General features: G+C 68.2%; 22 protein-coding genes. 14 read left to right on the forward strand and 8 right to left on the reverse strand.

Annotated elements, in window-relative coordinates; genetic code table 11:
• Positions 1-69: 69 nt before the first annotated feature.
• Together AB0M48_RS26580 and AB0M48_RS26585 are read left to right on the forward strand one after the other, a co-directional pair.
• The gene (locus tag AB0M48_RS26580; protein WP_363846858.1) at positions 70-987 is read left to right on the forward strand and encodes a LysR family transcriptional regulator; all 918 of its coding nucleotides are present in this window, start codon (positions 70-72) and stop codon (positions 985-987) included.
• 80 nt (positions 988-1,067) lie between these two features.
• Positions 1,068-1,256, forward strand: coding sequence for a hypothetical protein (locus AB0M48_RS26585; RefSeq protein ID WP_363846860.1), 189 nt, complete (start codon positions 1,068-1,070; stop codon positions 1,254-1,256).
• Positions 1,257-1,259: 3 nt separating this feature from the next.
• Here AB0M48_RS26585 and AB0M48_RS26590 read toward each other — a convergent pair whose 3' ends face one another.
• From AB0M48_RS26590 to AB0M48_RS26610, 5 genes are all read right to left on the reverse strand, one after another.
• On the reverse strand, positions 1,260-1,745 hold the full coding sequence (locus tag AB0M48_RS26590; RefSeq protein ID WP_363846862.1) for a DinB family protein: 486 nt from the start codon (positions 1,743-1,745) through the stop codon (positions 1,260-1,262).
• On the reverse strand, positions 1,742-1,912 hold the full coding sequence (locus AB0M48_RS26595) for a DUF397 domain-containing protein (protein WP_363846864.1): 171 nt from the start codon (positions 1,910-1,912) through the stop codon (positions 1,742-1,744). The genes AB0M48_RS26590 and AB0M48_RS26595 overlap by 4 nt, the downstream gene beginning before the upstream one ends.
• Positions 1,913-1,924: 12 nt before the next feature.
• Positions 1,925-2,758, reverse strand: a complete 834-nt coding sequence (locus AB0M48_RS26600) for a helix-turn-helix transcriptional regulator (protein ID WP_363846866.1) — start codon at positions 2,756-2,758, stop codon at positions 1,925-1,927.
• 110 nt (positions 2,759-2,868) lie between these two features.
• Positions 2,869-4,248, reverse strand: a complete 1,380-nt coding sequence (locus tag AB0M48_RS26605; RefSeq protein ID WP_363846868.1) for a glycosyltransferase family 39 protein — start codon at positions 4,246-4,248, stop codon at positions 2,869-2,871.
• A gap of 28 nt (positions 4,249-4,276) precedes the next feature.
• Positions 4,277-5,863, reverse strand: a complete 1,587-nt coding sequence (locus AB0M48_RS26610) for a thiamine pyrophosphate-binding protein (RefSeq protein ID WP_363846870.1) — start codon at positions 5,861-5,863, stop codon at positions 4,277-4,279.
• Positions 5,864-6,325: 462 nt separating this feature from the next.
• On the opposite strand from AB0M48_RS26610, the gene AB0M48_RS26615 reads away from it, so the two are divergent.
• The 4 genes from AB0M48_RS26615 to AB0M48_RS26630 all read left to right on the forward strand — a co-directional run bounded on the left by AB0M48_RS26615 (position 6,326) and on the right by AB0M48_RS26630 (position 8,961).
• Positions 6,326-6,682, forward strand: a complete 357-nt coding sequence (locus tag AB0M48_RS26615; protein ID WP_363846872.1) for a PLDc N-terminal domain-containing protein — start codon at positions 6,326-6,328, stop codon at positions 6,680-6,682.
• A 56-nt stretch (positions 6,683-6,738) separates the two neighbouring features.
• Positions 6,739-7,281 (forward strand): hypothetical protein, encoded by a 543-nt coding sequence (locus AB0M48_RS26620; protein ID WP_363846874.1) that lies wholly within the window; start codon positions 6,739-6,741, stop codon positions 7,279-7,281.
• A gap of 204 nt (positions 7,282-7,485) precedes the next feature.
• Positions 7,486-8,307 carry a hypothetical protein gene (locus tag AB0M48_RS26625; protein WP_363846876.1) on the forward strand — a complete coding sequence of 274 codons (822 nt, stop codon included), beginning with the start codon at positions 7,486-7,488 and terminating at the stop codon, positions 8,305-8,307.
• Between the two features lie 42 nt (positions 8,308-8,349).
• The gene (locus tag AB0M48_RS26630) at positions 8,350-8,961 is read left to right on the forward strand and encodes a response regulator (protein WP_266041729.1); all 612 of its coding nucleotides are present in this window, start codon (positions 8,350-8,352) and stop codon (positions 8,959-8,961) included.
• On the opposite strand, the gene AB0M48_RS26635 is transcribed toward AB0M48_RS26630, so the two are convergent.
• Positions 8,962-10,365: a hypothetical protein gene (locus tag AB0M48_RS26635; protein ID WP_363846878.1), complete on the reverse strand. Its 1,404-nt coding sequence runs from the start codon at positions 10,363-10,365 to the stop codon at positions 8,962-8,964.
• 450 nt (positions 10,366-10,815) lie between these two features.
• Here AB0M48_RS26635 and AB0M48_RS26640 point away from each other — a divergent pair, with 450 nt between their 5' ends.
• The 5 genes from AB0M48_RS26640 (at position 10,816) to AB0M48_RS26660 (ending at position 16,273) form a co-directional block, all read left to right on the forward strand.
• Positions 10,816-12,045, forward strand: a complete 1,230-nt coding sequence (locus tag AB0M48_RS26640; protein ID WP_363846880.1) for a branched-chain amino acid ABC transporter substrate-binding protein — start codon at positions 10,816-10,818, stop codon at positions 12,043-12,045.
• A 76-nt stretch (positions 12,046-12,121) separates the two neighbouring features.
• Positions 12,122-13,036: a branched-chain amino acid ABC transporter permease gene (locus tag AB0M48_RS26645; protein ID WP_319982093.1), complete on the forward strand. Its 915-nt coding sequence runs from the start codon at positions 12,122-12,124 to the stop codon at positions 13,034-13,036.
• Positions 13,033-14,745, forward strand: a complete 1,713-nt coding sequence (locus AB0M48_RS26650; RefSeq protein WP_363846883.1) for a hypothetical protein — start codon at positions 13,033-13,035, stop codon at positions 14,743-14,745. The genes AB0M48_RS26645 and AB0M48_RS26650 overlap by 4 nt, the downstream gene beginning before the upstream one ends.
• Positions 14,742-15,560, forward strand: coding sequence for an ABC transporter ATP-binding protein (locus tag AB0M48_RS26655; protein WP_266041734.1), 819 nt, complete (start codon positions 14,742-14,744; stop codon positions 15,558-15,560). Before AB0M48_RS26650 ends, AB0M48_RS26655 begins: the two co-directional genes overlap by 4 nt.
• On the forward strand, positions 15,557-16,273 hold the full coding sequence (locus tag AB0M48_RS26660; RefSeq protein WP_363846885.1) for an ABC transporter ATP-binding protein: 717 nt from the start codon (positions 15,557-15,559) through the stop codon (positions 16,271-16,273). Before AB0M48_RS26655 ends, AB0M48_RS26660 begins: the two co-directional genes overlap by 4 nt.
• A gap of 54 nt (positions 16,274-16,327) precedes the next feature.
• On the opposite strand, the gene AB0M48_RS26665 is transcribed toward AB0M48_RS26660, so the two are convergent.
• Together AB0M48_RS26665 and AB0M48_RS26670 are read right to left on the reverse strand one after the other, a co-directional pair.
• Positions 16,328-17,500, reverse strand: a complete 1,173-nt coding sequence (locus AB0M48_RS26665) for a lipase family protein (RefSeq protein WP_363846887.1) — start codon at positions 17,498-17,500, stop codon at positions 16,328-16,330.
• Between the two features lie 76 nt (positions 17,501-17,576).
• Positions 17,577-17,936, reverse strand: coding sequence for a hotdog fold thioesterase (locus AB0M48_RS26670; RefSeq protein ID WP_266041867.1), 360 nt, complete (start codon positions 17,934-17,936; stop codon positions 17,577-17,579).
• A gap of 106 nt (positions 17,937-18,042) precedes the next feature.
• Here AB0M48_RS26670 and polA point away from each other — a divergent pair, with 106 nt between their 5' ends.
• From polA to AB0M48_RS26685, 3 genes are all read left to right on the forward strand, one after another.
• Entirely contained in the window at positions 18,043-20,715 is a 2,673-nt protein-coding gene (gene polA / locus AB0M48_RS26675) for a DNA polymerase I (RefSeq protein ID WP_363846889.1), read from the forward strand.
• A 423-nt stretch (positions 20,716-21,138) separates the two neighbouring features.
• A complete protein-coding gene (locus AB0M48_RS26680; protein ID WP_363846891.1) occupies positions 21,139-21,783 on the forward strand; it encodes a precorrin-3B C(17)-methyltransferase in 645 nt (214 codons plus the stop codon).
• A complete protein-coding gene (locus AB0M48_RS26685; protein WP_363846893.1) occupies positions 21,780-22,904 on the forward strand; it encodes a DUF2716 domain-containing protein in 1,125 nt (374 codons plus the stop codon). The genes AB0M48_RS26680 and AB0M48_RS26685 overlap by 4 nt, the downstream gene beginning before the upstream one ends.
• The last annotated feature ends 47 nt before the right edge of the window (positions 22,905-22,951 follow it).

Below are 22,951 nucleotides of genomic sequence, written 5' to 3' on the forward strand. Positions count from 1 at the left end.
GTAGGTGCGCGGTGGATGCGCCAGAGGTCGCAGAACGAGATCTCGCGACGTCGAGCATAAGCTGGCCTGGTGCTCAACCCGGTTCATCTCCGCACGCTCGTCGAGGTCGTGAAGACGGGTTCCTTCGCCGAGGCGGCCCGCCGTCTCGGCTACACGTCGTCGGCCGTGTCGCAGCAGATCTCGGCGTTCGAGCGGGCGGTCGGCGTGGCGCTCTTCGAACGTGAGGCGCACTCGATCAGGCCTGCCGCCGCCGCCCTGCTGATCGCCGATCGCGGTGGCGAGTTGCTCGCCGCGTTCGACGGGTTCGAGCACGAGGTGAAGGCGATGGTGCAGGGCCTGCGCGGGCGCCTGCGGATCGGCACGTTCCCCACGGCGAGCGCGCGGGTCGTGCCGAAGGCGCTGGCGAAGCTGCAGGCGGAGCTGCCAGGCGCCGAGATCCGCCTGGACGAGGCGGAGCCGGACGACGTGCTGCCGCTAGTGCTGTCCGGCGAGCTCGACCTCGCGCTGGTCTACGCGTACGACCTCGTGCCGCGCACGTGGCCGGAGGAGCTGACCGTGCTGCCGTTGCTGGACGAGTCCCTCCTGGTCATGGTGCCTGCCGGGCACCAGGCCGCGAAGAACAACGTCAAACTCGAAGATCTCAAGGACGAGCGCTGGATCGCGTCACGCGACGGCACCTCCGGTGCCACCTGCCTCACGCGCCTGTGCGCGGCGGCGGGCTACGCTCCCAGAATCGCTTTCAGGAGCAACGACTACGAGGTCGTGCAGTCGCTCGTGGCGGCCGGTGTGGGTGTCGCACTCGTGCCCGCGCTCGGGTACAGGGAGCTGCCCGGCACGCACGCGATGCCGTTGCGCCACAAGCCTTTGCGCAGGCACGTGCACGTCGTCCACCGCACGGCGAACACCAATCCGTTGCTGCGCGACGCGGTGCACGCACTCCAGGAAGTGTGCCGGAACGCCGTGGCCGGTCACCTGCACCAGCCGTGAAGGAGAAATGCGGCCCGGCCCGGCCGCGGCCGGACTTGGGGGATGCGATGGATGCTGTTGAACGCTTCAAGAAGTTCTTCATGGAGCGTGTGCTGGTCTTCGTGATCTTGATGGGTTTTTGGTTGTTGTCGAGCTTGGTGCTGTGGTTGCGGACCACCTTCTGGCTGGCGTTCGCGTGGTTCGTGGGGCAGTTCGTGCTGTTGCTCATCGGCATCGCGTTCAGCGAACTGCGTGACTGGTGGCGGGCCCGCCGGGCCCGCACCGACTGATCTCTACTCGCCGGTCTGCCCGTCGGCGAGTTCGCGGAGAAGGTCCAGATGGCCCACGTGGCGCGCGGTTTCCTGCGCCACGTGGGCGAGGATCCACCGCACGGTGCGTTCGCCGTCCGCGGCCGTGGCGTCAGGGGGCAGCTTCTTCAGCGCCTCGGCGTTCGCCCATTCCTCGCGGTAGGCCTGGATGAGCGACGCCGGGGTGTCGTCGTCTTCGAGGTTCCAGGACGGGTCCGGGTCGCCCTTCCAGAGCGACGGCAGATCGAGGCCGGCACCCGCGATGCACAACCAGTACCGCTCGACGGCCGTCAGGTGCTTGAGCACGCCGAGCGCCGTCAGCTTCGGGGACGTGGCGATCGGGGCCGCTGCGGCCTGGTCGCGGGTCAGGCCGTCGACCTTCAGCACGGCGGTTTTGCGGAGGAAGTCGAGGAACTCCCAGGCGAGCGCGCTTTCGTCAGCGGCGCGCTTCTCGGGCCAGGTTCGGGTCACCGGGCGAGTTTGTCAGCCTTCGTGGCCGTGAGGAACGCGGACCAGGCCTCCGCTCCGATCGCGATGCGGGAGGCAGGAGCCTTGCTGTCCCGCAGCCCAACGCTGTGGCCGACCTCCACGCAGTCCGTGCCGTTGGCGCTGTAGCTGCTCTTCCGCCATTCAGTCATCTGGCAGGCTCCTCACAAGGCGATGCGTTCGATCAACTCCCTGGATTGTTCCGCATCCAGTGCCGTTCGATCGAGCGCCTTCAGGATGTTCGTGTACGCCTTGGCGGAGGCTTTGTCGTCCAGGAACACACCGTGGTTCTCGGCGTCGATGAAGATGACTGGATCGAGCTTGTCGAACCTCATCAGCGTGAAGGAGCCAGCCTGTCCCGCGTGTGCGCCGGCCGAGATGGGCACTATTCGGCAAGTGATGTACAGACGCTTGCTCATGGTCATGAGGTGGTCCAGTTGATCGGACATCACGTCCGGTCCGCCAACAGGCAGTAGGAGCGCCTGCTCGTGGATGTAGAAGGTCATCGCGCAGCGGCGCTGGATCAACACCTGTTGTCGCACGGAGCGTGCGGTCACACGTGAGTCGGCTTCTTCGGACGGTGAGTTCGGATTACCCTCGATCAACGCCCGCATGTAGTCGGGAAGCTGCAGCGCGCCGGGGATCAGATTCATGCTCCAGCAGAGGAGTTCTGTGGCCACCGCCTCGTGCTCGCCGATCGTGCGAGGCAAGATCGGCTGGCGTTCGCCGTGCACCTGGAGCCAGCCCGAGCGGTCGGCCTCGCGGTACATCGTCAGCAGGTGGTCGGACTCGTCCAGCGGGGTGCGGCAGACGCCCAGCAACCGGATGAGGTCGTGTTCGCTGACGCCGCCCTTGCCGTTCATCAGGTCGGACAGCTTGGCGGGGTCCCAGCCGGCGAGTTGCGAGGCGCCGCGTCCGGTCAGGCCCGCTTTGTCGATGGCCGCGCGTATGCCCGCGCCGAACTCACGTCCTCGTACCGTGGAGTCTCTCTTTGGCATGAAATGAAGCTAGGGCCACAGATCGTGTGATTCCAACAGATTCGGCTGAATTCAGCCGAAGAGGGGTGCGTGTTGGAAGTGGTCCAACGTCCTAAGTGGCCGGTGTTGTTTCAGTAGTACTGGCGGAGTTTTGGCCAGAGGGTTTCCCACGGTTCCGTTGATGCCGTGCACAGCTTTATCTCCGTGCCGTCTTCTTCGTTCTCCGCCGGGTTGTGGTGCCGGGCGACGACCTTGCAGTCGTCGAACGGCGGCTCGCGGAACCCGACCAGGAGCACCTTCCCGCGGCCGGGCGGAGGCGGTCCCCAGTCGTAGAAGGACATGTGCCCGGACCAGACGCGCACCCCGGTGTAGGCCTCGATCGCGCCGGCCTGGCCGTAGTTGCGGGTGATGACGGTCGGGTGGTCGTTCGCGAAGAACGCCTCCTGGACGGTCAGGGCCAGCTCGCGCCAGCCGACCTGTTCGCCCTGTTCGGGATTGATGGTGATGACCGGGGCCAGTGCGCTGGGCGGCAGGATCGGCAACGAGCCCAGCAAAGCCGGCACGACGCTCAGGGCGACCAGGACGCTGCCGGTGGTCCTGCGGCGCGACAGCCACTCCTGGGCTTGGCGTGCTCCTGTCGCCATCAGCACCAGGAGCAGCGGGACGGCGTAGTAGGGCTTGCCTCCGGTGATCAGGCACAGGGCGCAGAGGATCGGGTAGGCGAGTGCGATCGAGCGGAAGGTCCTGTCGCGCCACAGGTTCCGGAAGCCGATCAGCCACACCGGTACCAGGAGTGGTGAGAGCAGCACGATCTGCATGGGGATGAACATGATGCGGTTCTCGGTGCCGTCGTCCTCGCTGATGCCCTGGGCGACGGTGAGCAACGGGAAGTCGTGCAGTGCCTGCCAGATGACGGCAGGGGCGGCGAGCACCGCGCACGCCGCTAGCCCGGCGAGGAGCCACCAGGTGCGCAGGACGTTGCGCGGGCCCACGGTGAGCAGGGCGATCGTCATGGCTGTCAGCAGCAGGAGCAGCAACCACTTGTTGGCCAAGCCCACGCCGGCCGTTGCGCCGAGGGCCAGCCACCAGCGGCCGTCGCCGGTCTTCAGGAGCTTGATCGCGAAGTAGCCGATGAGCACCCAGACCAGCAGGTCGACGGTGGCGGTGGAGAGCATGTGGCTCACGGCCAGGACGAACGTCGACGTCGCCGAGGCGGCCGCCGCGAAGACCGAGCCGCCGCCCAGTTCCCGCGCGATCAGGGCGACCACGACCGTGATGGCCAGGGCCAGGAGCGTGGCCATCACGCGGAGGCCGACCGGGGTCTCCCCGAACACCTCCGTCGTGAGGCGGGTGAGGACCGGGGTGATCGGAGGCTGGTCCACGTAGCCCCAGTCGAGGCGTTTGCCCACCGCGATGAAGTAGAGCTCGTCGCGGTGGAAGCCGTAGCGGCCGGACAACGCGGTCAGCACCACCGCCTGCACGGCGAGCACGATCCCCAGCCCACGTCCCATGGACGGACGGTACCCAGCGCGTCCCTGATCAGGAGGTGCTTTTGCGGTACCAGCGCGGGGAGGTGTTGATCGGGGGCTTGAGGCTCGCGTTCACCACGATCATGGTGGGGCCCTCGGCGTCGGCTAGGGCGGACTTGAGGTCGTCGAAGCCGTCGAGGGTGACGGCGGGGATGCCGAAGCTCTCGGCGAGCTTGGCGAAGTCCGGGCGGGTCAGGTCGACGCCGCTGATGGCGTGGTTCGCGATCTGCTGGTCGTAACGGAGCATGCCGTAGCCGCCGTCGTCGACGAGCACGATGGTGAGCGGCAGGCCTTCTTGCTTCAACGTCGCGAGGTCGCCGCACGCGAAGAGAAAGCCTCCGTCGCCGACGACCGCGATGGTGCGGTGTTCGACGGCCGCGCCGATGGCCGCCGGGAAACCGAAGCCGAGCGTGCCCCAGCCGACCGGGTAGGCGAGGCCACGCGGTCTGGTGACGTGGTGGAAGCCGCCGATCCAGTAGCCGGGGATGCACATGTCGGCGACGATCGTGGCGTCGGTGTCTTCCAACGCCTGCAACAGCTTCGTGGCTTCGGGGGAGTCGGCTTCGGCCAGTGCGCGCACCTCTGCGTTGACGGCTTCGACGTCGACGGAGGCTGGCTTGGCCGTCACTCGTGCGGCGAGGGCGGTGGTGACGGTGGCGGCGTCGCCTTCGAGCGTGACGTCGGCCGGGTAGTTCTTGGTCGCCTCGGCCTTGTCGACGTTGACGGCGAGCAGGGTGCGCGGCTTCGGCTGCAACCAGTTCTGGGTCATCATGCCGTCGAAGTCGGTGCCGATCGCGATCACGAGGTCGGCGTCGTCCCACAGCTTTCCGACGGGCGGTGCGTGCACTGGACCTCGCACGACGTAAGGGCTGTCCGTCAGGCCGCGGGCGCCGTACGTCGTGATGATGGGTGCCTGCAGCTTGGCGGCCAACGCACCGATGGCTGCTCCCGCACCTGACCGTGCCGCACCGCCGCCGGCCCAGATCAAGGGCCTCGAAGACTCGGCGATGAGCTTTTCGGCTTTGGTGAGGTCCACGACCGCGTGGGTCGGCTCGACCTTCGTCACGGTGTGGTGCGGGGCGTCGGCGGACAGGAAGTCCGTCGGGACGCCCAGGTACACAGGGCCGTGCGGGCTTCGCGTGGCCTGCTGGACCGCTTTGTCGGCGTACGCGCCGAGATCCTGGGCGGACGGCACGTCGAACGACGCCTTCGTGACCGGCGCGAACATGGCCTTCTGGTCGCGCGTCTCGTGCAGCACGCCGCGGTACACGCCGGGCCGCCGGAGCGTCGAGGGGATGTCCGTGGCGATCACGAGGAGCGGGCTGCCGGACGCCCACGCCTCGCCCGTGGCGCCCAGGGTGTTCGCCGCGCCGGGGCCGGTCGTCACCACCGCCACACCGAGCTTGCCGGTGGCGCGTGCGTAGCCGTCTGCGGCGTAGACCGCCGTCTGCTCGTGGCGCACACCGATCATGCGGATGTCAGGGTGCTTCCGCAGTGCCTCCCAGATGACGAGGTTGTGCACACCGGGCAGTCCGAAGACCACCTCGACGTCGTGCGCGGCCAGCACAGCCAGCAAGCTCTCGGCACCCTTCGGCATGCGCCCGACGCTAAGGCTCGCTTACTGCCGCGGCAACGGGTGCGCAGCAGGTCTGGTGCTCAGCGTCAGCTCCCCTCACGAACTCCAGTCCAACTGGGACGGTGTGAACGTTCCGGTCCGGGAAACCTCGCTCGATTCCGGTGAAACGCAATTCGGGCCGGTGCGGAGACGTGCCGATTTCAACTGCGCTACCGCGCCTTTTCGTCCTGAAGGGCGATTTGGCTGGGCGGCTCGGCCGTCAGTGCCGGTGGACCTGACGGCCCAACGGGACGTGGTGCACGCGAGGTTCGGTCTGGTACGGCCCTCGCGCCACCGGACGGCATTTCCGGTGTTGTCGCGGCTATTGTTTCGGTGGATTCACGGCCTCGTGAATTGACCTCGAGATGATTGACAACTGAACTGTGTTCAGGCAGTGGCCCCTTGTGCCACCATGTGCGGCGACCGCGCGACCTGGGGGTGGAGATGCTGTACTTCGGTGGGCTGTTCGGAGTGCTGATGATAGGACTGTTGATCTTCGCTGTCGTGGACGTGATCACGACCGACGAGGGCTCGGTTCGCAATCTGCCGAAGATGATGTGGCTCCTCCTGGTCCTGCTGTTCCCGTTGGTGGGTTCGATCGCGTGGTTCGTCGCGGGCCGTCCGGTGGTGGGGACCGGACGCGCGAGATTCGGAACGCACGAACGAGGTACTCCCGCTTTTCCCGAGTACGACCGGCCGGGACGGGTCGCGGCCACCGATGCTGACGACGATCAGGAGTTCCTGCGCCGCTGCCGTGAGCGCGCGGAGGAACAACGACGCAAGGGACGCGAGAACCAGTGAGGATTGTCCTGCTGTTCTTGGTTTTACTGCTCGCCGGCTGTGGCGGAAACGCGCAAATGGCGGCACAACCCCCCACCTCTCCCTCGTCCACTTCGGACAAGCTGGCGCCGGCCGACTTCCAGGCGCGCTGGTGGACATGGGCCTCCCAACCCTCGGGCACCAACCCGATGTCCGACACCTCCGGGCGTTTCTGCATGCGGGACCAGCCCGTCGAGGTCTGGCTGCTCGCCGGGTCGCTCGGTGAAGAGCCGGTCGAGCGGCAGTGCCGGGTCCCCGCCGACAAGCCGTTGCTCGTGCCGGTCGTGAACCTCGCGAGCGACGTCGCCTCCTGCGAGAAGTTCATGAAGAGCGCGCAGGGCGAGGTGCTGCTGGACGGCTCGACGCAGGCACTGACGAAGGTGTCCGCCACGCCGTTCACCTACGAAGCCCGCGCGGGCAACCCGTACGGCACCTCGGCCGGGCGGATCAACTCCGTCGGCTGTGGTCTCTACGCGTGGATCCCCGCGCCGGCGTCCGGTGAGCACGAGCTCGTGATCCGCGGGTCGGCGGAAGGCGACAACGTCGACGTGAGGTACAAGCTCATCGTGGGCGCCGACTAGAGCGGAAAATGAGGTGCTCCGGTCCGGTACCGTGGTGGACGGCGTCCGAGCAGACGTGAGGCTGGAGCCGCTCCCCGGCAGTGAGCGGCACTCTCCGCCGCAGTGTTCAGCAACTCCTGCTCGCTGAAGCGAACTGACCACGTAGACGCGTGACACATGCGTCCTTGTCGGCCGAGCCGGGCGGCGGAAACGAGGACTGCTGTCATGGCACGTCTGTCCACCACGGACCAGCTCGCCGATCTGCGCCGCATCTACACGGGCGAGAACCTGTCCCAGGCGGTCCCGGCCGTCCGCGACGGGGATTCGGTGCTGCCCGACGCCACCACCGAGGCCCAGCGCGCGCTGGAGGCCAAAGTCCTGCTCGCGGGGTGCGCCGCCGCGAGCATGCTCCAGCTGATGCCGCCCGCGAGCATCATCAGGCCCGCCCACGCGTTCCGGACGGTGGAACCGGGGGAGACCCTTCGGCTGCACCTCAGCGACAGGGCTCTCGGCCCGCTGCTGTTCGAACTCCTGCCCCGCACCGAGGGCGGCTTCGGCATGGGCGTCGCCGGCCTCGAGCACCGGCAGTACCGCAGGTCGTCCGAGCTGACCATCGGTGACGCCGGCGTCGTGCTGGCCGGCGTCGACGAGCAGGCGTGGGACCTCGGCATGCGTTACGTGCGCTGGATGCACGAGCACCGCGGCGTCGAGTACACCGACGGCGGCGGCAACGACGACGAGATCGCGGAATCGGCCACTGGGAGCGCTCTACTGCGCCGGGTACACCTGTGGCATGACGCCAGCTGGTTGCGAGCACTCCCGATGGGCGGGGCCTGGTTCGTCGAGTGGGCCGGTGGTCCGGCCGAGGGCGAGATCCGGCAGAAGCTCGGCCACCCGGACTTCGGGACCAACCGCGACATCACGGTGCGCCGCATCGACGCGCCGGCCGAGGACGTCGAGGAGGGCATGCGGTCCTATCCGTGGCCTGAGGAGTTCGTGTCTGCCGTCACGGCTGGTCAGCCCGATCAGCGGCCCGGCCGCCGGTAGACTGCGCTTTCGCCCGCAGGAACGATCGTCAGGAGGACCCCGGTGACCCAGCAGGCTGCCGAGGCCCAGTCCGATGCCACGCGCAAGGCCCCCCGCGTGCTCGTCGCCGAGGACGAGGCGTTGATCCGCCTCGACCTCGTGGAGATGTTGCGCGAAGAGGGCTACGACGTGGCGGGCGAGGCCGCAGATGGTGAAGAGGCCATCAAGCTCGCGACCGAACTCGACCCCGACCTGGTGATCCTGGACGTCAAGATGCCCAAGGTCGACGGGATCGAGGCGGCGCAGCACATCGCGGGCAATCGGATCGCGCCGGTCGTGATCCTCACCGCGTTCAGCCAGCGCGACCTGGTCGAGCGCGCCCGCGACGCGGGCGCCATGGCCTACCTGGTCAAGCCGTTCGCCAAGCGGGACCTCGTGCCCGCGATCGAGCTGGCGATGAGCCGGTTCAACGAGCTGGCCGCGCTGGAGCAGGAGGTCGCCGGGCTCACCGAGCGCCTGGAGACCCGCAAGGTCGTGGAGCGGGCCAAGGGCATTCTCATGACCAAGCAGGGTCTGAGCGAGCCGGAGGCGTTCCGCTGGGTGCAGCGCACCGCCATGGACCGCCGCACGACGATGAAGGCCGTCGCAGAGGCCGTCATCGAGAACTTCGGCTGATCAGCGTCTGAGTTCGAGCAGTACGGAGTCCGTCTGCCGTCCCGGATCCTCGGGACGCAGGCGGACTTCGACGTTGTGGGTGCCCTTCAGTGAGAACCGCAGCTCGTGTGTTCCACCTATGCCGCCGGGCATCGGCACGGTCGCCGCGAGAGAGCTGTCCACGTACACCTCGAAGCCCGCTATCGGCGCCACAGAGCGTGCGGAGGATGCGTCTAGGGTGATCACCAGCGTCGCGTCGTTCGGGCCCGTAGCGGCGAACTCAGCGGTCATGACGGGCAAAACGGGCGGCGGCTCTCCCGGGGCGAGCTCCAGCTTCACCGGCGACCGCCCCGGCACCTCCAGGTAGCTCTCCAGCACCTGGGCCTGCGACGCGCCGGGCATCCGCAGCACGAACGGCGTCAGCGCGTCCGTTCCCGCCTCGCCGAGCAGCTCGGCGGGCACGTCCCCGACCAGCGTCAACTCGCTGTCCTGCGCGGCCGACCAGCCGCTCACCGCCGGACGCAACGGCAGCTTCGCCGGTCCGAGCTGCGCGACCAGGCCGTTCGGGTCGCCGCCGTCGCCGAACCGCACCGTCGTCCGCAATCGCGCTGAACGGGCGGCACGCAACGGTGCGCGCGCTATGCCGATGCCCGGCGCCTCCTCGTCGGGTTCGAGCACGCGCAACGTCCCCGGTACCAGCGGTGTCTCGATCACCTCGTCCATCGGGCCACGCGATCCGGTGATGCCCACGGCGTCGATCTCCACACGTCCGGGATAGCCGGGCGGCGGGGTCACGCTGATCAACACGGTCGCCTCGCGCCACTTCGGCGTGACCGGCACCGTCGCGATCTGGACGCCATCTTGCACAACGCGCACATCGTTATCTGTCAGCACCGCTTCGAATCGATGCAGAACGCCTGCTCCGCGCGTTCCGGGAGCCACGAGGTCGTCCAGCACCACGCGAATCGCATCGGCGGGAGGAATGGGTCCGAGGCGATCGGGGGTTCCGGGCACGAGGTCGAGCACGAGCTTTCCGCGCGGTCCTGCCGCGTCCGTCACCACGACCACGCGCCCCAGTTCGCCGGACTCGTTCAACCCCAGGAGCGTCCGTGCGCGCAACACGGCCGTGTCGTTTCCGCACGGCATGTCGAGCACCAGGCGGCCACCCGAGCCCGAGCCGGGGTTCACGCACCCCCGCCGCCCGCTCAGGTGGTAGCGGCGTTCCAGGTACGTGTCGTCGAAGTCGTCGATCCAGCCGTTGATCTTCCGGCGCCAGCCGTCGTCGCTCGGGCGTTCCTCGGCCCTGGCCGGTGGCGACCGTTGGCCGAAGGCGTCCACGGCGCGCACCTCGGGCCGTCCGGAGCCCGCGACCTCGGGCGACGCGACGAGCTTCCCGGAGACCTCGTAGCCGGCCGCGCCCTCCACGGGAGTCCATTGGACTCGTCCGTCGCTGCTCCAAACGGTGGACGGAGCGCCGGGCCTCGCGGGCGGAGCCGAAACATCGACGAAATCCGCTGTGTACTTAGTTAAGCGAACTGCCCCTGAACTGGGCTTCTTCGAGGCATCATCGGTAGCGCGCAGAACCAGCACCGAAGCGACCAGAACCGCGACGACGCCGATCGCGATGATCACCCGACGACGCGGAGTCATACGTTCACGCTATGGCAGCCGTCCAAAGAGTGAACGACAGCTACGGTCTGTGACATTGCTTAAGTAAAACATAACGCCGAGTTGCGTTATGGTCACGAGCCCATTGGCTTTGATGACTGCGGTCACAGTCATCGCCTAGGTTCCGGCCATCCCTCAGGAGAGGGTGATGGAGCGGCGCGCGGAGATCTCGCGTAGCCGGGAGCAGGAATATAGGAGGGACATCACGTGCGTAAGCACTCTGTGAAGTCCGCAGCGATCGTCGGCGCCTCGCTGCTTGTTCTTGCAGCCTGTGGCTCGAACAAGACCGAGGGCGGCGGCACCAGCGGGGGCAGCTGCGACACGTCGAAGGGCACTCTGACCGTCGGTGTTGTCGCCCCGTTGTCCGGGAACCTGTCCGCTCTCGGCGTCGGCATCAAGCAGTCCGCCGAGCTCGCCGTGGACGAGGCGAACAAGAAGTGCACGGTCCCGGGCTTCAAGCTGACCGTGTCCGCCCAGGACGACGAGGCCAACCCCGCCAAGGGTGCCCAGGCCGCCACGAAGCTGTCGACCGACCCGAACGTCGTGGGTGTCGTCGGCACGCTGAACTCGTCGGTCGCCCAGACCGTGCAGCCCATCCTGCGGGACAAGAAGATCCCCCAGGTGTCGCCCGCCAACACGAACCCGTCGCTGACCAGGGGCAATGACTTCCTGACGGCCCCGAAGCGTCAGTTCGACAACTACTTCCGCGTCTGCACCACCGACGACCTGCAGGGGCCGTACGCGGCCAACTACCTCGTCGAGAAGGCCGGCAAGAAGAAGATCGCCATCATCACCGACGGCAAGACCTACGGTGAGGGCCTCGCGGCGGAGCTGTCCAAGCAGGTCGCCAAGAAGGGCGGCACGATCGTCGGCTCCGAGAAGGTCGGCGAGAAGGACACCGACTTCTCCGGCGTCATCGCCAAGATCAAGGCCCTCGCCCCGGAGGCCGTCTACTACGGCGGTGAGTACCCGGTCGCCGGCCCGCTGTCCAAGCAGATGAAGGACGCCGGTCTCGACGTTCCGCTGATGGGCGGCGACGGCATCTTCGACGGCAAGTACATCGAGCTCGGCGGCAAGGAGGGCGACCTCGCCACCTCCGTCGGTGCCCCGACCGAGTCCCTGGCCACGGCCAAGGCCTTCGTCGACGCGTACAAGGCGAAGTTCGGCAAGGAGGACTACGCCGCCTACGGTGCGTTCTCCTACGACGCCGCGAACGCGATCATCGGTGCCCTCGGCAAGACCCTCGAGGGTGGCGCCGCGTGGGACGAGTCGAAGCGTGACGCCATGCTGACCAACGTCGGTGCCTACTCCGGTTCCGGTGCCACTGGTGAGGTCAAGTTCGACCAGTACGGCGACAGCACGAACAAGGTGCTGACCGTCTACCAGGTCACCTCGGCCAAGTGGAAGGACGTTCAGACCGGCACCTTCACCGGCTGACGACTACCGAAAAACTGATTGAGCCACGGCGGGGGCGGGCGTTCTTTGCTCGCCCCCGCCGTCTACGGAGGTAGTCGTGTCAGTCCTGCTCCAACAGCTGGCCAACGGGGTCATTCAGGGTGCGTTGATCGCCCTGATCGCCCTCGGGTACACGATGGTGTACGGCATCATCCAGCTGATCAACTTCGCCCACGGCGAGGTTTTCATGGTGGCCTCGTACGGAGGCCTTGCCACGTTCACGCTTCTTCCTGACGACCTCAAGAAGTCGCCTGCCGTGGCCCTGCCGCTCATGTTCGTCGGCGGCATCGTGGTGGCGGTCGTCGTCGCCGTGATCATGGAACGGTTCGCCTACCGGCCGCTGCGCAACGCGCCCCGGCTGGCGCCGCTCATCACAGCGCTCGGCGTGTCCGTGTTCCTGCAGGAGGCCGTGCGCGTCTTCTACCCGAACGCCAAGTCCAACCTGCCCTACCCGAAGGTCTTCCCCGAGGGCAACCTCACGATCGGCTCGGTCAACATCTCGTGGACCGGTGTGCTGCTCGTCGTGCTCTCGGTCGGCCTCGCCGTCATCCTGCAGACCTACATCAACCGCTCCCGCATGGGACGCGCGATGCGGGCGACCGCGCAGGACCCCGACACCGCGAAGCTCATGGGTGTCAACCCCGACCGCGTGATCGTGCTGACGTTCATCATCGGCGCCGTCCTCGCCGGTGTCGCGGGCATCATGTTCGGCGGTTACCTGAACAACATCAACATCGACATGGGCTTCCAGAACGGCATCTTCGCCTTCACGGCGGCCGTCCTGGGCGGCGTCGGCAGCATCCGCGGCGCGGTCATCGGCGCGTTCATCATCGGTCTGATCAAGACCGTTGCCGGTCAGTACATGCCGGGCGGTACCCAGTACGACTACGTGTGGATCTTCGTTGTGCTGATCCTCGTGCTCGTCTTCCGCCCGCAGGGTCTGTTCGGTGAGCCGGAAAGGGTGCGCGCATGAGTACGGTCGACACTTCTGCGAAGCGTTCCGCGCTCGCACCACTCGGCAAGCCGTTCGCGGCCGCCGGCGGCGTCCTGGGCATCATCGCGGCGCTGCTGCCGTGGGTCACGTTCACGCTCAACGACGGCAACTGGCCGGACAAGTCGACGCTGCAGTTCTTCGACGCCCCGTTCCTCGTCACCGGGTTCCGCTGGCACGTCCTGCTGCTGGGCGTCCTCATCCTGGTCGCCGCGTTCGCACCGGTTCCCTCCAAGGGCCGCGTCGTCCGGGCGCTCGGCTGGGGCCTCACCCTCGTGTCGTTCATCAACGCCGCGTACATCACGGTCAAGGGCGGTGGCCTCGGTGCCATCACGGCCCTCGACGGTGCCACCGCGTTCGGTGGTGTCGTCGGCCTCGTCGCCGGCGTGCTGACGATCCTCGCGGGCTACGGCATCGGCATCGAGCCGGTGGGCGAGTGGAAGTTCAAGGTCTCCACCCCGGTCGCGTACCTGGTGCTGCTGCTGTCGTTCGGTGCGGTGCTCTACGCCGTCGCCGCGATGCTGACCACCGGTGGCGTCGGTTCCGCCAACCCGTACGCGGGCGCGATCTTCCTGTCGTTCCTCGGGTTCGCCGCCGGTGTGATCGGTGCGCTCAGCGGCATCGGCTACATCCGCTGGCTCTCGGCGCTGTCCGAGAAGCACCGCGTGTTCAGCGTGATCGTGCTGGCGGCGTGCGCGCTGCTGCTGCCGTTCACCGAGGCGGGCAACGAGTACTGGATGACCGTCGCGGCGAACATCGGCATCTACGCCGCCACCGCGATCGGCCTGAACATCGTCGTCGGCCTCGCGGGTCTGCTCGACCTCGGGTACGTGGCGTTCATGGGTATCGGCGCCCTCGTGGCGGCGAACTTCTCCGGTGCCGCCACCGCGTACTTCGGCTTCGCCCTGCCGTTCCCCGTCGCCGCCGTGATCGCGGCCGTCGTGGCCGGCATCTTCGGCGCGATCGTCGGTTCGCCGACGCTGCGGGTCCGCGGTGACTACCTGGCGATCGTGACGCTGGCGTTCGGTGAGATCTTCACCCGCTCCGCGCAGAACGACATCGGTGGCTTCACCAACGGCTCCAACGCGATCCCCGGTGTTCCGGCGCTGTCGCTGTTCGGCGCGGAGTTCAACAAGTCGATCTCGATCGGCGCGGTCAAGCTGCCCGCCGGTGTCCTCTACTACATCCTCATCGTGCTGCTCGTCGCGGCGACGATGGCGGTGTTCGCGAACCTCAAGTTCAGCCGCATCGGCCGTGCCTGGATCGCGATCCGCGAGGACGAGGACGCCGCCCGCGCGATGGGCATCCGCACCGGCAAGATGAAGATCCTCGCGTTCCTCATCGGTGCCATGCTCGCGGGTCTCGCGGGCGCGGTGTTCGCGCACAAGAACGGCACCGTCTCGTACGAGTCGTTCAAGTTCCTCGAGTCGGTCACGCTGCTCGCGGCGGTCATCCTCGGCGGCATGGGCTCGATCCCCGGTGCCGTTCTCGGTGCCGCGCTGCTGTTCGTGCTGCCCGAGAAGCTCCGCGACTTCGAGGACTACCGCCTCATGATCTTCGGCCTCGCGCTGATCCTGATCATGCGGTTCCGCCCGGTGGGGCTGATCCCCGATGCGCACAGGCGCGCTGAGATGGTCGAGCGCGCTGATGAGAACGCCGAAGAGGCGCATGTGGAGGCGAAGAAGGCATGAGCACGCCTGTACTGGAAGCGCGTGACGTCTCGATGGTCTTCGGTGGCCTCAAGGCGTTGAAGGGCGTCACACTGACGCTCGAAGAAGGCAAGATCGTCGGCCTGATCGGTCCGAACGGCGCGGGGAAGACGACGTTCTTCAACTGCCTGACGGGTCTGTACACGCCGACCACGGGCGAGGTGCTGCTCAAGGGCAACGTCCTGCCCGGCGACCCGGCGAAGGTGACGGACGCGGGCGTGGCCCGCACGTTCCAGAACATCCGCCTGTTCCCCAGCATGACCGTGCTGGAGAACGTCATGGTCGGCCGGCACGTGCGGATGAAGCAGGGCCCGCTGGCCTCGCTGTTCCACGGCCCGGCCTACCAGCGCGGCGAGAAGGCGGCCCGCGAGCGGTCGCGGGAGCTGCTCGCGTTCGTCGGCCTGAACGGCGTCGAGGACGAGCTGTCGCGCAACCTGCCGTACGGCGACCAGCGCCGTCTGGAGATCGCGCGCGCGTTGGCGACGGACCCGGCGGTGCTGCTGCTGGACGAGCCCACCGCGGGTATGAACCCGCAGGAGACGGAAGCGACGCAGCAGCTGATCTTCCGCATCCGCGACACGGGTGTGTCCGTCGTGGTCATCGAGCACGACATCAAGTTCATCTTCGGGCTGTGCGACTCGGTCTCCGTGCTCGTGCAGGGCGAACTGCTCGTCGAGGGCAGCCCCGAGGTCGTGCGGGCGGATCCGCGGGTGGTCGAGGCCTACCTCGGCAAGCCGCCGGAGGAAGTCCAGCACGACGTCGAGGCCGCTGCTGCAGCTGAGGAGGAGCAGGCATGAACGCGCTGCTCGAAGTCCGCAACCTCTCGGTCGCCTACGGCGCCATCGAGGCCGTCCGCGACATCTCGTTCACCGTCGAGGCCGGCCAGATCGTGTCGCTGATCGGCTCGAACGGTGCGGGCAAGACCACGACCCTGCGCACCATCTCGGGTCTGCTGCGGCCGAAGGCCGGCGAGATCCTGTTCCAGGGCAAGCCGATCCACAGCGAGCCGGCACACGCGATCCTGGGCATGGGCATCTCGCACTCGCCGGAGGGCCGCCGTCTCTTCCCGCGGATGACCGTGGAGGAGAACCTGCATCTCGGCGCCTACGTCCGCAAGGACGACGGCGTGCAGGCCGACATGCAGCGCGTGTACGACCTCTTCCCCGTGCTGGGGGAGCGCCGTCACAACAAGGCGGGGCTCTTCTCCGGTGGCGAGCAGCAGATGCTGGCCATCGGCCGCGCCATGATGTCGAAGCCCCGTCTGCTGATGCTCGACGAGCCCTCGATGGGTCTCTCGCCGATCATGACGCAGAAGATCTTCGACACCATCAAGGAGCTGCAGTCGCTGGGCACCACCATTCTTCTGGTGGAGCAGAACGCCCTGGCGGCGCTGGCGTTGTCGGACCACGGGTACGTGATCGACCTCGGCAGGACCACTTTGGACGGTCCGGGACACTCGCTCCTGGCCGACCAGCGGGTGCGCGACGCGTACCTGGGTGAGGCTCACTGAGGTTCGGCTTGGGGGAGCGGGGCGGAGGGACTTTCCCTCCGCCCCGCTTTCGTTCTACGAGCGGTCGAAGTCGGCCAGGATCCGGGGTAAGGCCAGCTTGGCGGCCCTGCCGTGGTTCACGTCGGCGCCCAGGTCGACGAGCGTGCTGCGGGCGTGGTGCCGCTTCAGGCGCTGGTCGCAGTGGGCGGAGGTCTCGAGCAGCGTGTCGCGGTCGCCCGCCGAGGAGTAGATCGTCACCGGGACGGCGGGGCGCCAGTCGCAGTAGCCGTCGGCCTCGCGGAGCTTCGCGCGCAGGACGCCCGTGGGGTGCTTGACGCGCTCCAGGTAGGACTCGGTCAGCAGTTCGGCCATGGTCGCCGGCAGGTGCCGGAAGATGTCCTCGTTGCGGTGGTCGCCGTCGAAGAGCGCCTCGACCGAGGGGTCGCGGAAGGCCTCGGCGGGGTCTTCGTAGAGGTGGTGCAGGCGGTTCCAGGCCACGGTCCAGTACGCCATGTACGCCACGCCGTTGGCGATCTCGTCGTTCATCGCCCTGGCCACGAGCAGGCTCGGCTTGAACGGGCCGCCGATGGGGGCGAGGGCGCCCACCTCCAGGCGCGGGTCGGCGCCGCGGTGCAGGGCCCGCCCCAGCGCCATGGCGGCGTGGCCTCCCTGCGAGTGGCCGGTGATCATGACCCGCGGGTCGGGGCGGAGGCCTCGGCGGGCGGCGAACTCACGGGTGGCGCGCAGCGCGTCCACCGAGGCGGTGACGGTCGACGGGGCGTCGACGTACGGGTGGTGGCCGGGTCCGGTGCCCAGGCCCAGGTAGTCCGGAGCCGTGGTGAGGTAGCCGGCGGCGGCGAAGAGGTAGGTGGCGGCTCTGTCGTTGCCGTCCGCCACCGAGGCCACGGAGCCCCGGTAGCCGGTGGTGCCGTGCAGCCAGGTGGCCTGCCGGGGCGTTCGGTCCCCGTTGCGCGGCAGGGCGATCAGGGCGCTCGCCGTCGTCGGTTTCCCGAAGGCGTCGACGGTGCGGTAGGTGATGCGCTTCGCGTCCACGGCGAAGCGGACGCGCGAGGCGTCCAAGGCGTGGTCCCCCAGGTATGTGACCAGCTGGTTGGTGTCCATCGTGGACACCGGGACGACGTCGAGGAGGCTGCCGCGGGCCGGGCGGGCGGAGGCGGTGGCCGGGACCGAGGCCGCGACCACCGCGCCGCACAGGACTGCTGCTGTCAGTCGAGTCGTGAGGGTCATGCGGCCAACGATGTCGCGCTGATCTTGGTCGCACACTGGGGCTGACCGCACAACAAGGGTGTGGTTTACCCCAGTACTAGGCGCCGGGAGGCTTCGGGCGGATGAGGCACGTGAGGCGGGCGGTGCAGGTGCGCTTGCCCTCGTCGTCGGTCACGACGATCTCGTACGTCGTCGTGCTGCGGCCCAGGTGGATCGGGCGCGCCACGCCGGTGACGGTGCCCTCGCGCGCCGCTCGATGATGGGTGCAGGACAGCTCGAGCCCGACGGCGATGCAGTCGAACTGCGAGGCGTGCATCGCGGAGGCGACGGAGCCCAGCTGTTCGGCGAGGACCGCGTTCGCGCCGCCGTGCAGCAGGCCGAACGGTTGCCGGTTGCCCTTGACCGGCATCGTGCCGATCATCTCCTGCACATCCCATTGGGTGATTTCGATGCCCATGCGGACGTGCAGTTGCTCGTCGGCGAACTCGATAGGCAGGTCGGGGGTCACACGTGCTCCAAGGGCTCAAGCAAAACTGTCAGACCCCCACCCTAGACTCGGGCCCGTGACTACCTCAGACGTGAAGCGGCTCCTGCTCATCGACGGTCACTCGATGGCCTACCGAGCGTTCTACGCCCTGCCCGCCGAGAACTTCGTGACGAAGACGGGCCAGGTCACGAACGCCGTGTACGGGTTCACGTCCATGTTGATCAACATCCTGCGTGACGAGAAGCCGACGCACGTCGCGGTGGCGTTCGACGTGTCGCGCAAGACGTTCCGCTCCGAGCAGTACCCCGAGTACAAGGCCGGTCGCACGAAGACGCCGGACGAGTTCCGCAGCCAGGTCTCCCTGATCAAGGACGTGCTGGCCACGCTGGCCATCCCGACCATGGAGAAGGAGAACTACGAGGCGGACGACATCATCGCGACGCTGACCACGCAGGCCGTGGCGCAGGGCGTCGAGGTGGAGATCGTCACCGGCGACCGCGACGCGTTCCAGCTGGTCAACGACAAGGTCACGGTGCTGTACCCGGTCAAGGGCGTCTCGGAGATGGGCCGCTTCACCCCGGCGTACGTCGAGGAGAAGCACGGCGTGCGCCCGGACCAGTACGCGGACTACGCGGCGGTGCGCGGCGACTCCTCGGACAACCTGCCGAACACCCCCGGCGTCGGCCCCAAGACGATCATCAAGCTGCTCAACCAGTTCGGTGGTCTCAACGAGCTCGTCGACCGCGTCGACGAGGTGCCGGGCAAGGTCGGCGAGGCCCTGCGCGGCAACCTGGCGAACATCATCATGAACCGCCAGCTCACCGAGCTGATCAAGGACGTCGAGCTGCCGTACACGATCGACGGGCTCGAGGTGCAGCAGTGGGACCGCGACGCGGTGCACCGCCTGTTCGACGAGCTGGAGTTCCGCGTCCTGCGCGACCGTCTGTTCCAGACGCTGACGACCGCCGAGCCCGAGGCCGAGGAGGGCTTCGAGGTCTCCGGCGGCGCGATCCCCGCGGGCACGCTCGCGACGTGGCTGGACGAGAACGCCCGCAAGACGCGGGTCGGTGTCGCGCTGCGCATCACCACCGACCTGGAGGGCGTCGCGCTGTGCACCGCCACCGGTGAGGGCGGGTACGTCGCCGTCGAGGAGCTGAACGAGGCCGACGAGCAGGCGCTCGCCGCGTGGCTGGCCGACGAGTCGGTGTCCAAGGCGGGCCACGACCTGAAGCTGCCGTTGCGGCGCGTGCGCGCCCGCGGGTGGAAGCTGCGCGGCCTGTCCTCCGACACGGCGCTGGCCGCCTACCTGGTGCGTCCCGGCCAGCGTTCGTTCGCCCTCGACGACCTGGCGCTGCGCTACCTCAAGCGCGAGCTGCGGGCCGAGGAGTCCGGCGACGGTCAGCTGTCGCTGCTCTCCGACGAGTCCGAGGAGGCGCAGAAGGTCGCCACCAGCACGATCCTGCGCGCGCGTGCCGTCGCCGAGCTCGCCGACCGCCTGGACGAGGAACTCGTGACCATCGGCGGCGCAGACCTGCTCGCGAACCTCGAACTGCCGCTGATGAACGTGCTCGACGAGGTGGAGGCGGTCGGCATCGCGATCGACGTCGACCACCTCTCGGAGCTGGAGGCGCACTTCGCGGCCGGTGTGAAGCAGGCGGCGCAGGACGCGTACTCGGTCATCGGCAAGGAGATCAACCTCGGCAGCCCGAAGCAGCTGCAGACGGTCCTCTTCGACGAGCTGAACATGCCGAAGACGAAGAAGACCAAGACCGGCTACACCACGGACGCGGACGCGCTGCAGAACCTGTTCGAGCAGACCGAGCACCCGTTCCTGCAGCACCTGCTCTCGCACCGCGACGTCACCCGCCTGAAGTCCACTGTGGACGGGTTGCTGAAGTCGGTGGCCGACGACGGCCGCATCCACACGACGTTCCACCAGACGATCGCCGCCACCGGCCGACTGTCCTCGACGGACCCGAACCTGCAGAACATCCCGATCCGCACGGACGAGGGCCGCCGCATCCGCCAGGCGTTCGTCGTCGGTGAGGGCTACGCGGAGCTGATGACCGCGGACTACAGCCAGATCGAGATGCGGATCATGGCGACGCTCTCGCGCGACGAGGGCCTGATCGCGGCGTTCAACAGCGGCGAGGACCTGCACACCTACGTGGCCTCGCAGGCGTTCTCGATCCCCACCGCCGAGGTGACGGGGGAGATGCGCCGCCGCATCAAGGCGATGTCGTACGGCCTCGCGTACGGCCTGTCGGTGTTCGGTCTGTCGCAGCAGTTGCGCATCCCGACCGAAGAGGCCCGTGAGCAGATGGAGGCGTACTTCTCCCGCTTCGGCGGCGTGCGCGACTACCTCAACGAGATCGTGGAGAAGGCCCGCAAGGACGGCTACACCGAGACGGTGCTCGGCCGCCGCCGCTACCTGCCGGACCTGACGTCGGACAACCGCCAGCGTCGCGAGATGGCCGAGCGGATGGCCCTCAACGCGCCGATCCAGGGCAGCGCCGCGGACATCATCAAGGTGGCCATGCTGGGCGTCTACCGCGCGCTGGAGTCGTCCGGCCTGCGCTCGCGGATGCTGCTGCAGGTCCACGACGAACTGGTGCTGGAGGTCGCCGAGGGCGAGCGCGAGGCCGTCGAGGCCCTCGTGCGCGACCAGATGGGCAACGCCTACCAGCTCGAGGTGCCGCTGGAGGTCTCGGTCGGCGTGGGTCGTTCCTGGGACGACGCCGCTCACTAGGGTTCGTGACGCGAATCAGCCCGTCCGAGCCGAGTGCTCGGGCGGGCTGAGGGCTGCGCAGGGTGGCCGAGGAGTCGGTCAGGGAACAGTTCCGCGACCACATCTTCGGCGACGCGCCGTGGCTCGCCGCTGACCCGGTGCTGTCGTCCAGACCGGCGCCGGGCTGATCGACGACCACCGCCCGTTCAGTCCGGACCTGGAATCGTTCCTGGACGCAGGCGAGCAACCGGTCCATTTCGGACTGGCCGGCCTGAAGCTCGCCGAGGACGCCCAGGACCGCGACGGCCGCGGCGGCGGGCACTGGGAGCAGGCAGCCAAGACCGCCGTGCAGGTGCGTACGGACGGTGCGAGAGACGCGGCGGAACGGCTGATGGCGCTGTAATTCGCCAGATGCAGGCGGTAGCCGCGTGGTATGTCAACGGTATGAAGATCCTTGCCGTGGTGCTGCTGCTTCTTGCCGTCGCCGCCTGCACGCCCACCCAGCAGGGTGAGCCGAAGGAGGAAGCGTGGCTCACGGGCAAGCTGACCTTCCGCAAGGTCGAGAGCATCACGCCGGGGTCGGCCCCGTCGTCCTCCCCGTCGTCCGCTCACCCCGTGCCCCGCAGCGTGGCCGGCGACCCGGCCGTCCAGACGGTGCGGGCGACCCGGCAGAGCCCGGACGCCACCGTCCGCGAGCTGGCGCTCGGCACGCTGGACTGCGCCGCCCCGGACCCGCTCGCCGGCAACGACGACGTGGCCGCCCCGCTGGTGACCTGCGACGCCGAAGGGGCCAAGTACGACCTCGGCCCGGTCTTCCTCGACGGTGACCGCGTCGTCAAGGCCAAGGCCAGTCCCAGCGAGTACGGCGACGGCCACGTGGTGACGGTCGAGTTCGACGACGGGGGAGCACGCACCTGGAGCGACTTCACCACCGCCAACGTGGGGAACCAGGTCGCGATGCTGATCAACGGACGGGTGCTCAGCGCGCCGAGGATCCAGTCGCCGATCACCGGTGGCACCACGCAGATCACCGGCCGGTTCACCGCGGACCAGGCCGATCAGCTCGCGAGGCAACTGGTCGGCCGATGATCCACGACTACGACGAGCGCAGACTCCGCCGAACGCCGTGCGGTGCTTTCACCGAGCGTGACGGCCCACTCGTTCGTCACCACCACGGCACGCACGTGACGATCCAGCACGCCGACGCCGTCACGGGCGACCTGAAGGCGTTGGTCGCACGCCAGGCGAGCATTGCGGCGGAACGGATCGAGCACGTCGAGTGGCGGATCCACCGGCACCTCGCCGCGCACGGGCTCGCAGAGCTTCTGATCGAGGCGGGGTTCACCGAGGACGAGCCCACCCACGTCATGTTCACCGGACGTGATCGCGCGCTGTCGACGCACGAACTGCCGGAGAGCATGCACTGGCCGGACAAGCAGGAGGCCGACGAGATCCGGCTCGCGACGCCTGCACTGCAACGGTTCTGGGAGGACGCGGCGGGCGGCGTCACCTGGTGCGTCCGGGAACCCGCCGGCGTCTTCTGGTGGAGCGAGGAGATCGGTGACAGGTTCATCGAGTTCGGCATGACCGGCGCACACGCCGAGTTCGGCCCGTTGCCACAGGCCATGGCGCCGAACCGGACAAGAGCCCAGCTGTACCTGCTCGCCGAGGGAACCCGCGAGGTGTGTGATCTCCTGGCGCGGAACGGGTTCAGCGAGCTGACGGCGATCCGCACGTTCCGCTGGGCTCCGGAGGGAGAGCCGCGCACGACCCGGCCGATCAGGCCGATCGGTGCCGTCGAGTACCGGGACCTCCTGGACCGCTTCCGGCAGAAGTTCGACGTCGAACCAGAGGACTCGGTGACCTGGGGCAACGCGTCCAGCGCGGAGGAGGCCGTGACGAACGTGGTCAGGCGTGGCCTCGCCACGCGTGCGAAACCGGATGAGCTGATCTGCTGGGCCGATCCCCGGCACATCGGGATCGCGGGCGACCTGCGCCGCGTCGGCGGCATCGGCCGGCCGGAGTGGGACGAGCCCGTGGTCGGCAACGGTGACCAGGCCATCAACGCGCCGTACGACCTGCGGTTCGGCAGTTTCGGGCGGCACCACGAGGACTCGTTGTGCGTCTGGGGCGCCGACCTCCTCGCCGAGGTGAGCGAGCAACTGGACGCGTTGATGCCCCGCCTGCGCACCGGAGGCGAGAAGAACTGAACCGTACGAGCTGAGACGACGTGTGGTGGGTGTCCGCAGTGAGGGGT

The organism is Lentzea sp. NPDC051208, from assembly GCF_040682435.1.
Lineage (GTDB): Bacteria > Actinomycetota > Actinomycetes > Mycobacteriales > Pseudonocardiaceae > Lentzea > Lentzea kristufekii.

What these genes read in the sequence shown, in the direction of transcription:
- AB0M48_RS26585 (WP_363846860.1), top strand. Translation starts at nt 1,068, where the DNA reads ATGGAGCGTGTGCTGGTCTTCGTGATCTTGATGGGTTTTTGGTTGTTG.
- AB0M48_RS26595 (WP_363846864.1), bottom strand. Translation starts at nt 1,912, where the DNA reads ATGACTGAATGGCGGAAGAGCAGCTACAGCGCCAACGGCACGGACTGC.
- AB0M48_RS26600 (WP_363846866.1), bottom strand. Translation starts at nt 2,758, where the DNA reads ATGCCAAAGAGAGACTCCACGGTACGAGGACGTGAGTTCGGCGCGGGC.
- AB0M48_RS26605 (WP_363846868.1), bottom strand. Translation starts at nt 4,248, where the DNA reads ATGGGACGTGGGCTGGGGATCGTGCTCGCCGTGCAGGCGGTGGTGCTG.
- AB0M48_RS26610 (WP_363846870.1), bottom strand. Translation starts at nt 5,863, where the DNA reads ATGCCGAAGGGTGCCGAGAGCTTGCTGGCTGTGCTGGCCGCGCACGAC.
- AB0M48_RS26615 (WP_363846872.1), top strand. Translation starts at nt 6,326, where the DNA reads ATGCTGTACTTCGGTGGGCTGTTCGGAGTGCTGATGATAGGACTGTTG.
- AB0M48_RS26620 (WP_363846874.1), top strand. Translation starts at nt 6,739, where the DNA reads ATGGCGGCACAACCCCCCACCTCTCCCTCGTCCACTTCGGACAAGCTG.
- AB0M48_RS26625 (WP_363846876.1), top strand. Translation starts at nt 7,486, where the DNA reads ATGGCACGTCTGTCCACCACGGACCAGCTCGCCGATCTGCGCCGCATC.
- AB0M48_RS26650 (WP_363846883.1), top strand. Translation starts at nt 13,033, where the DNA reads ATGAGTACGGTCGACACTTCTGCGAAGCGTTCCGCGCTCGCACCACTC.
- AB0M48_RS26655 (WP_266041734.1), top strand. Translation starts at nt 14,742, where the DNA reads ATGAGCACGCCTGTACTGGAAGCGCGTGACGTCTCGATGGTCTTCGGT.
- AB0M48_RS26660 (WP_363846885.1), top strand. Translation starts at nt 15,557, where the DNA reads ATGAACGCGCTGCTCGAAGTCCGCAACCTCTCGGTCGCCTACGGCGCC.
- AB0M48_RS26665 (WP_363846887.1), bottom strand. Translation starts at nt 17,500, where the DNA reads ATGACCCTCACGACTCGACTGACAGCAGCAGTCCTGTGCGGCGCGGTG.
- AB0M48_RS26670 (WP_266041867.1), bottom strand. Translation starts at nt 17,936, where the DNA reads ATGGGCATCGAAATCACCCAATGGGATGTGCAGGAGATGATCGGCACG.
- AB0M48_RS26680 (WP_363846891.1), top strand. Translation starts at nt 21,139, where the DNA reads ATGAAGATCCTTGCCGTGGTGCTGCTGCTTCTTGCCGTCGCCGCCTGC.
- AB0M48_RS26685 (WP_363846893.1), top strand. Translation starts at nt 21,780, where the DNA reads ATGATCCACGACTACGACGAGCGCAGACTCCGCCGAACGCCGTGCGGT.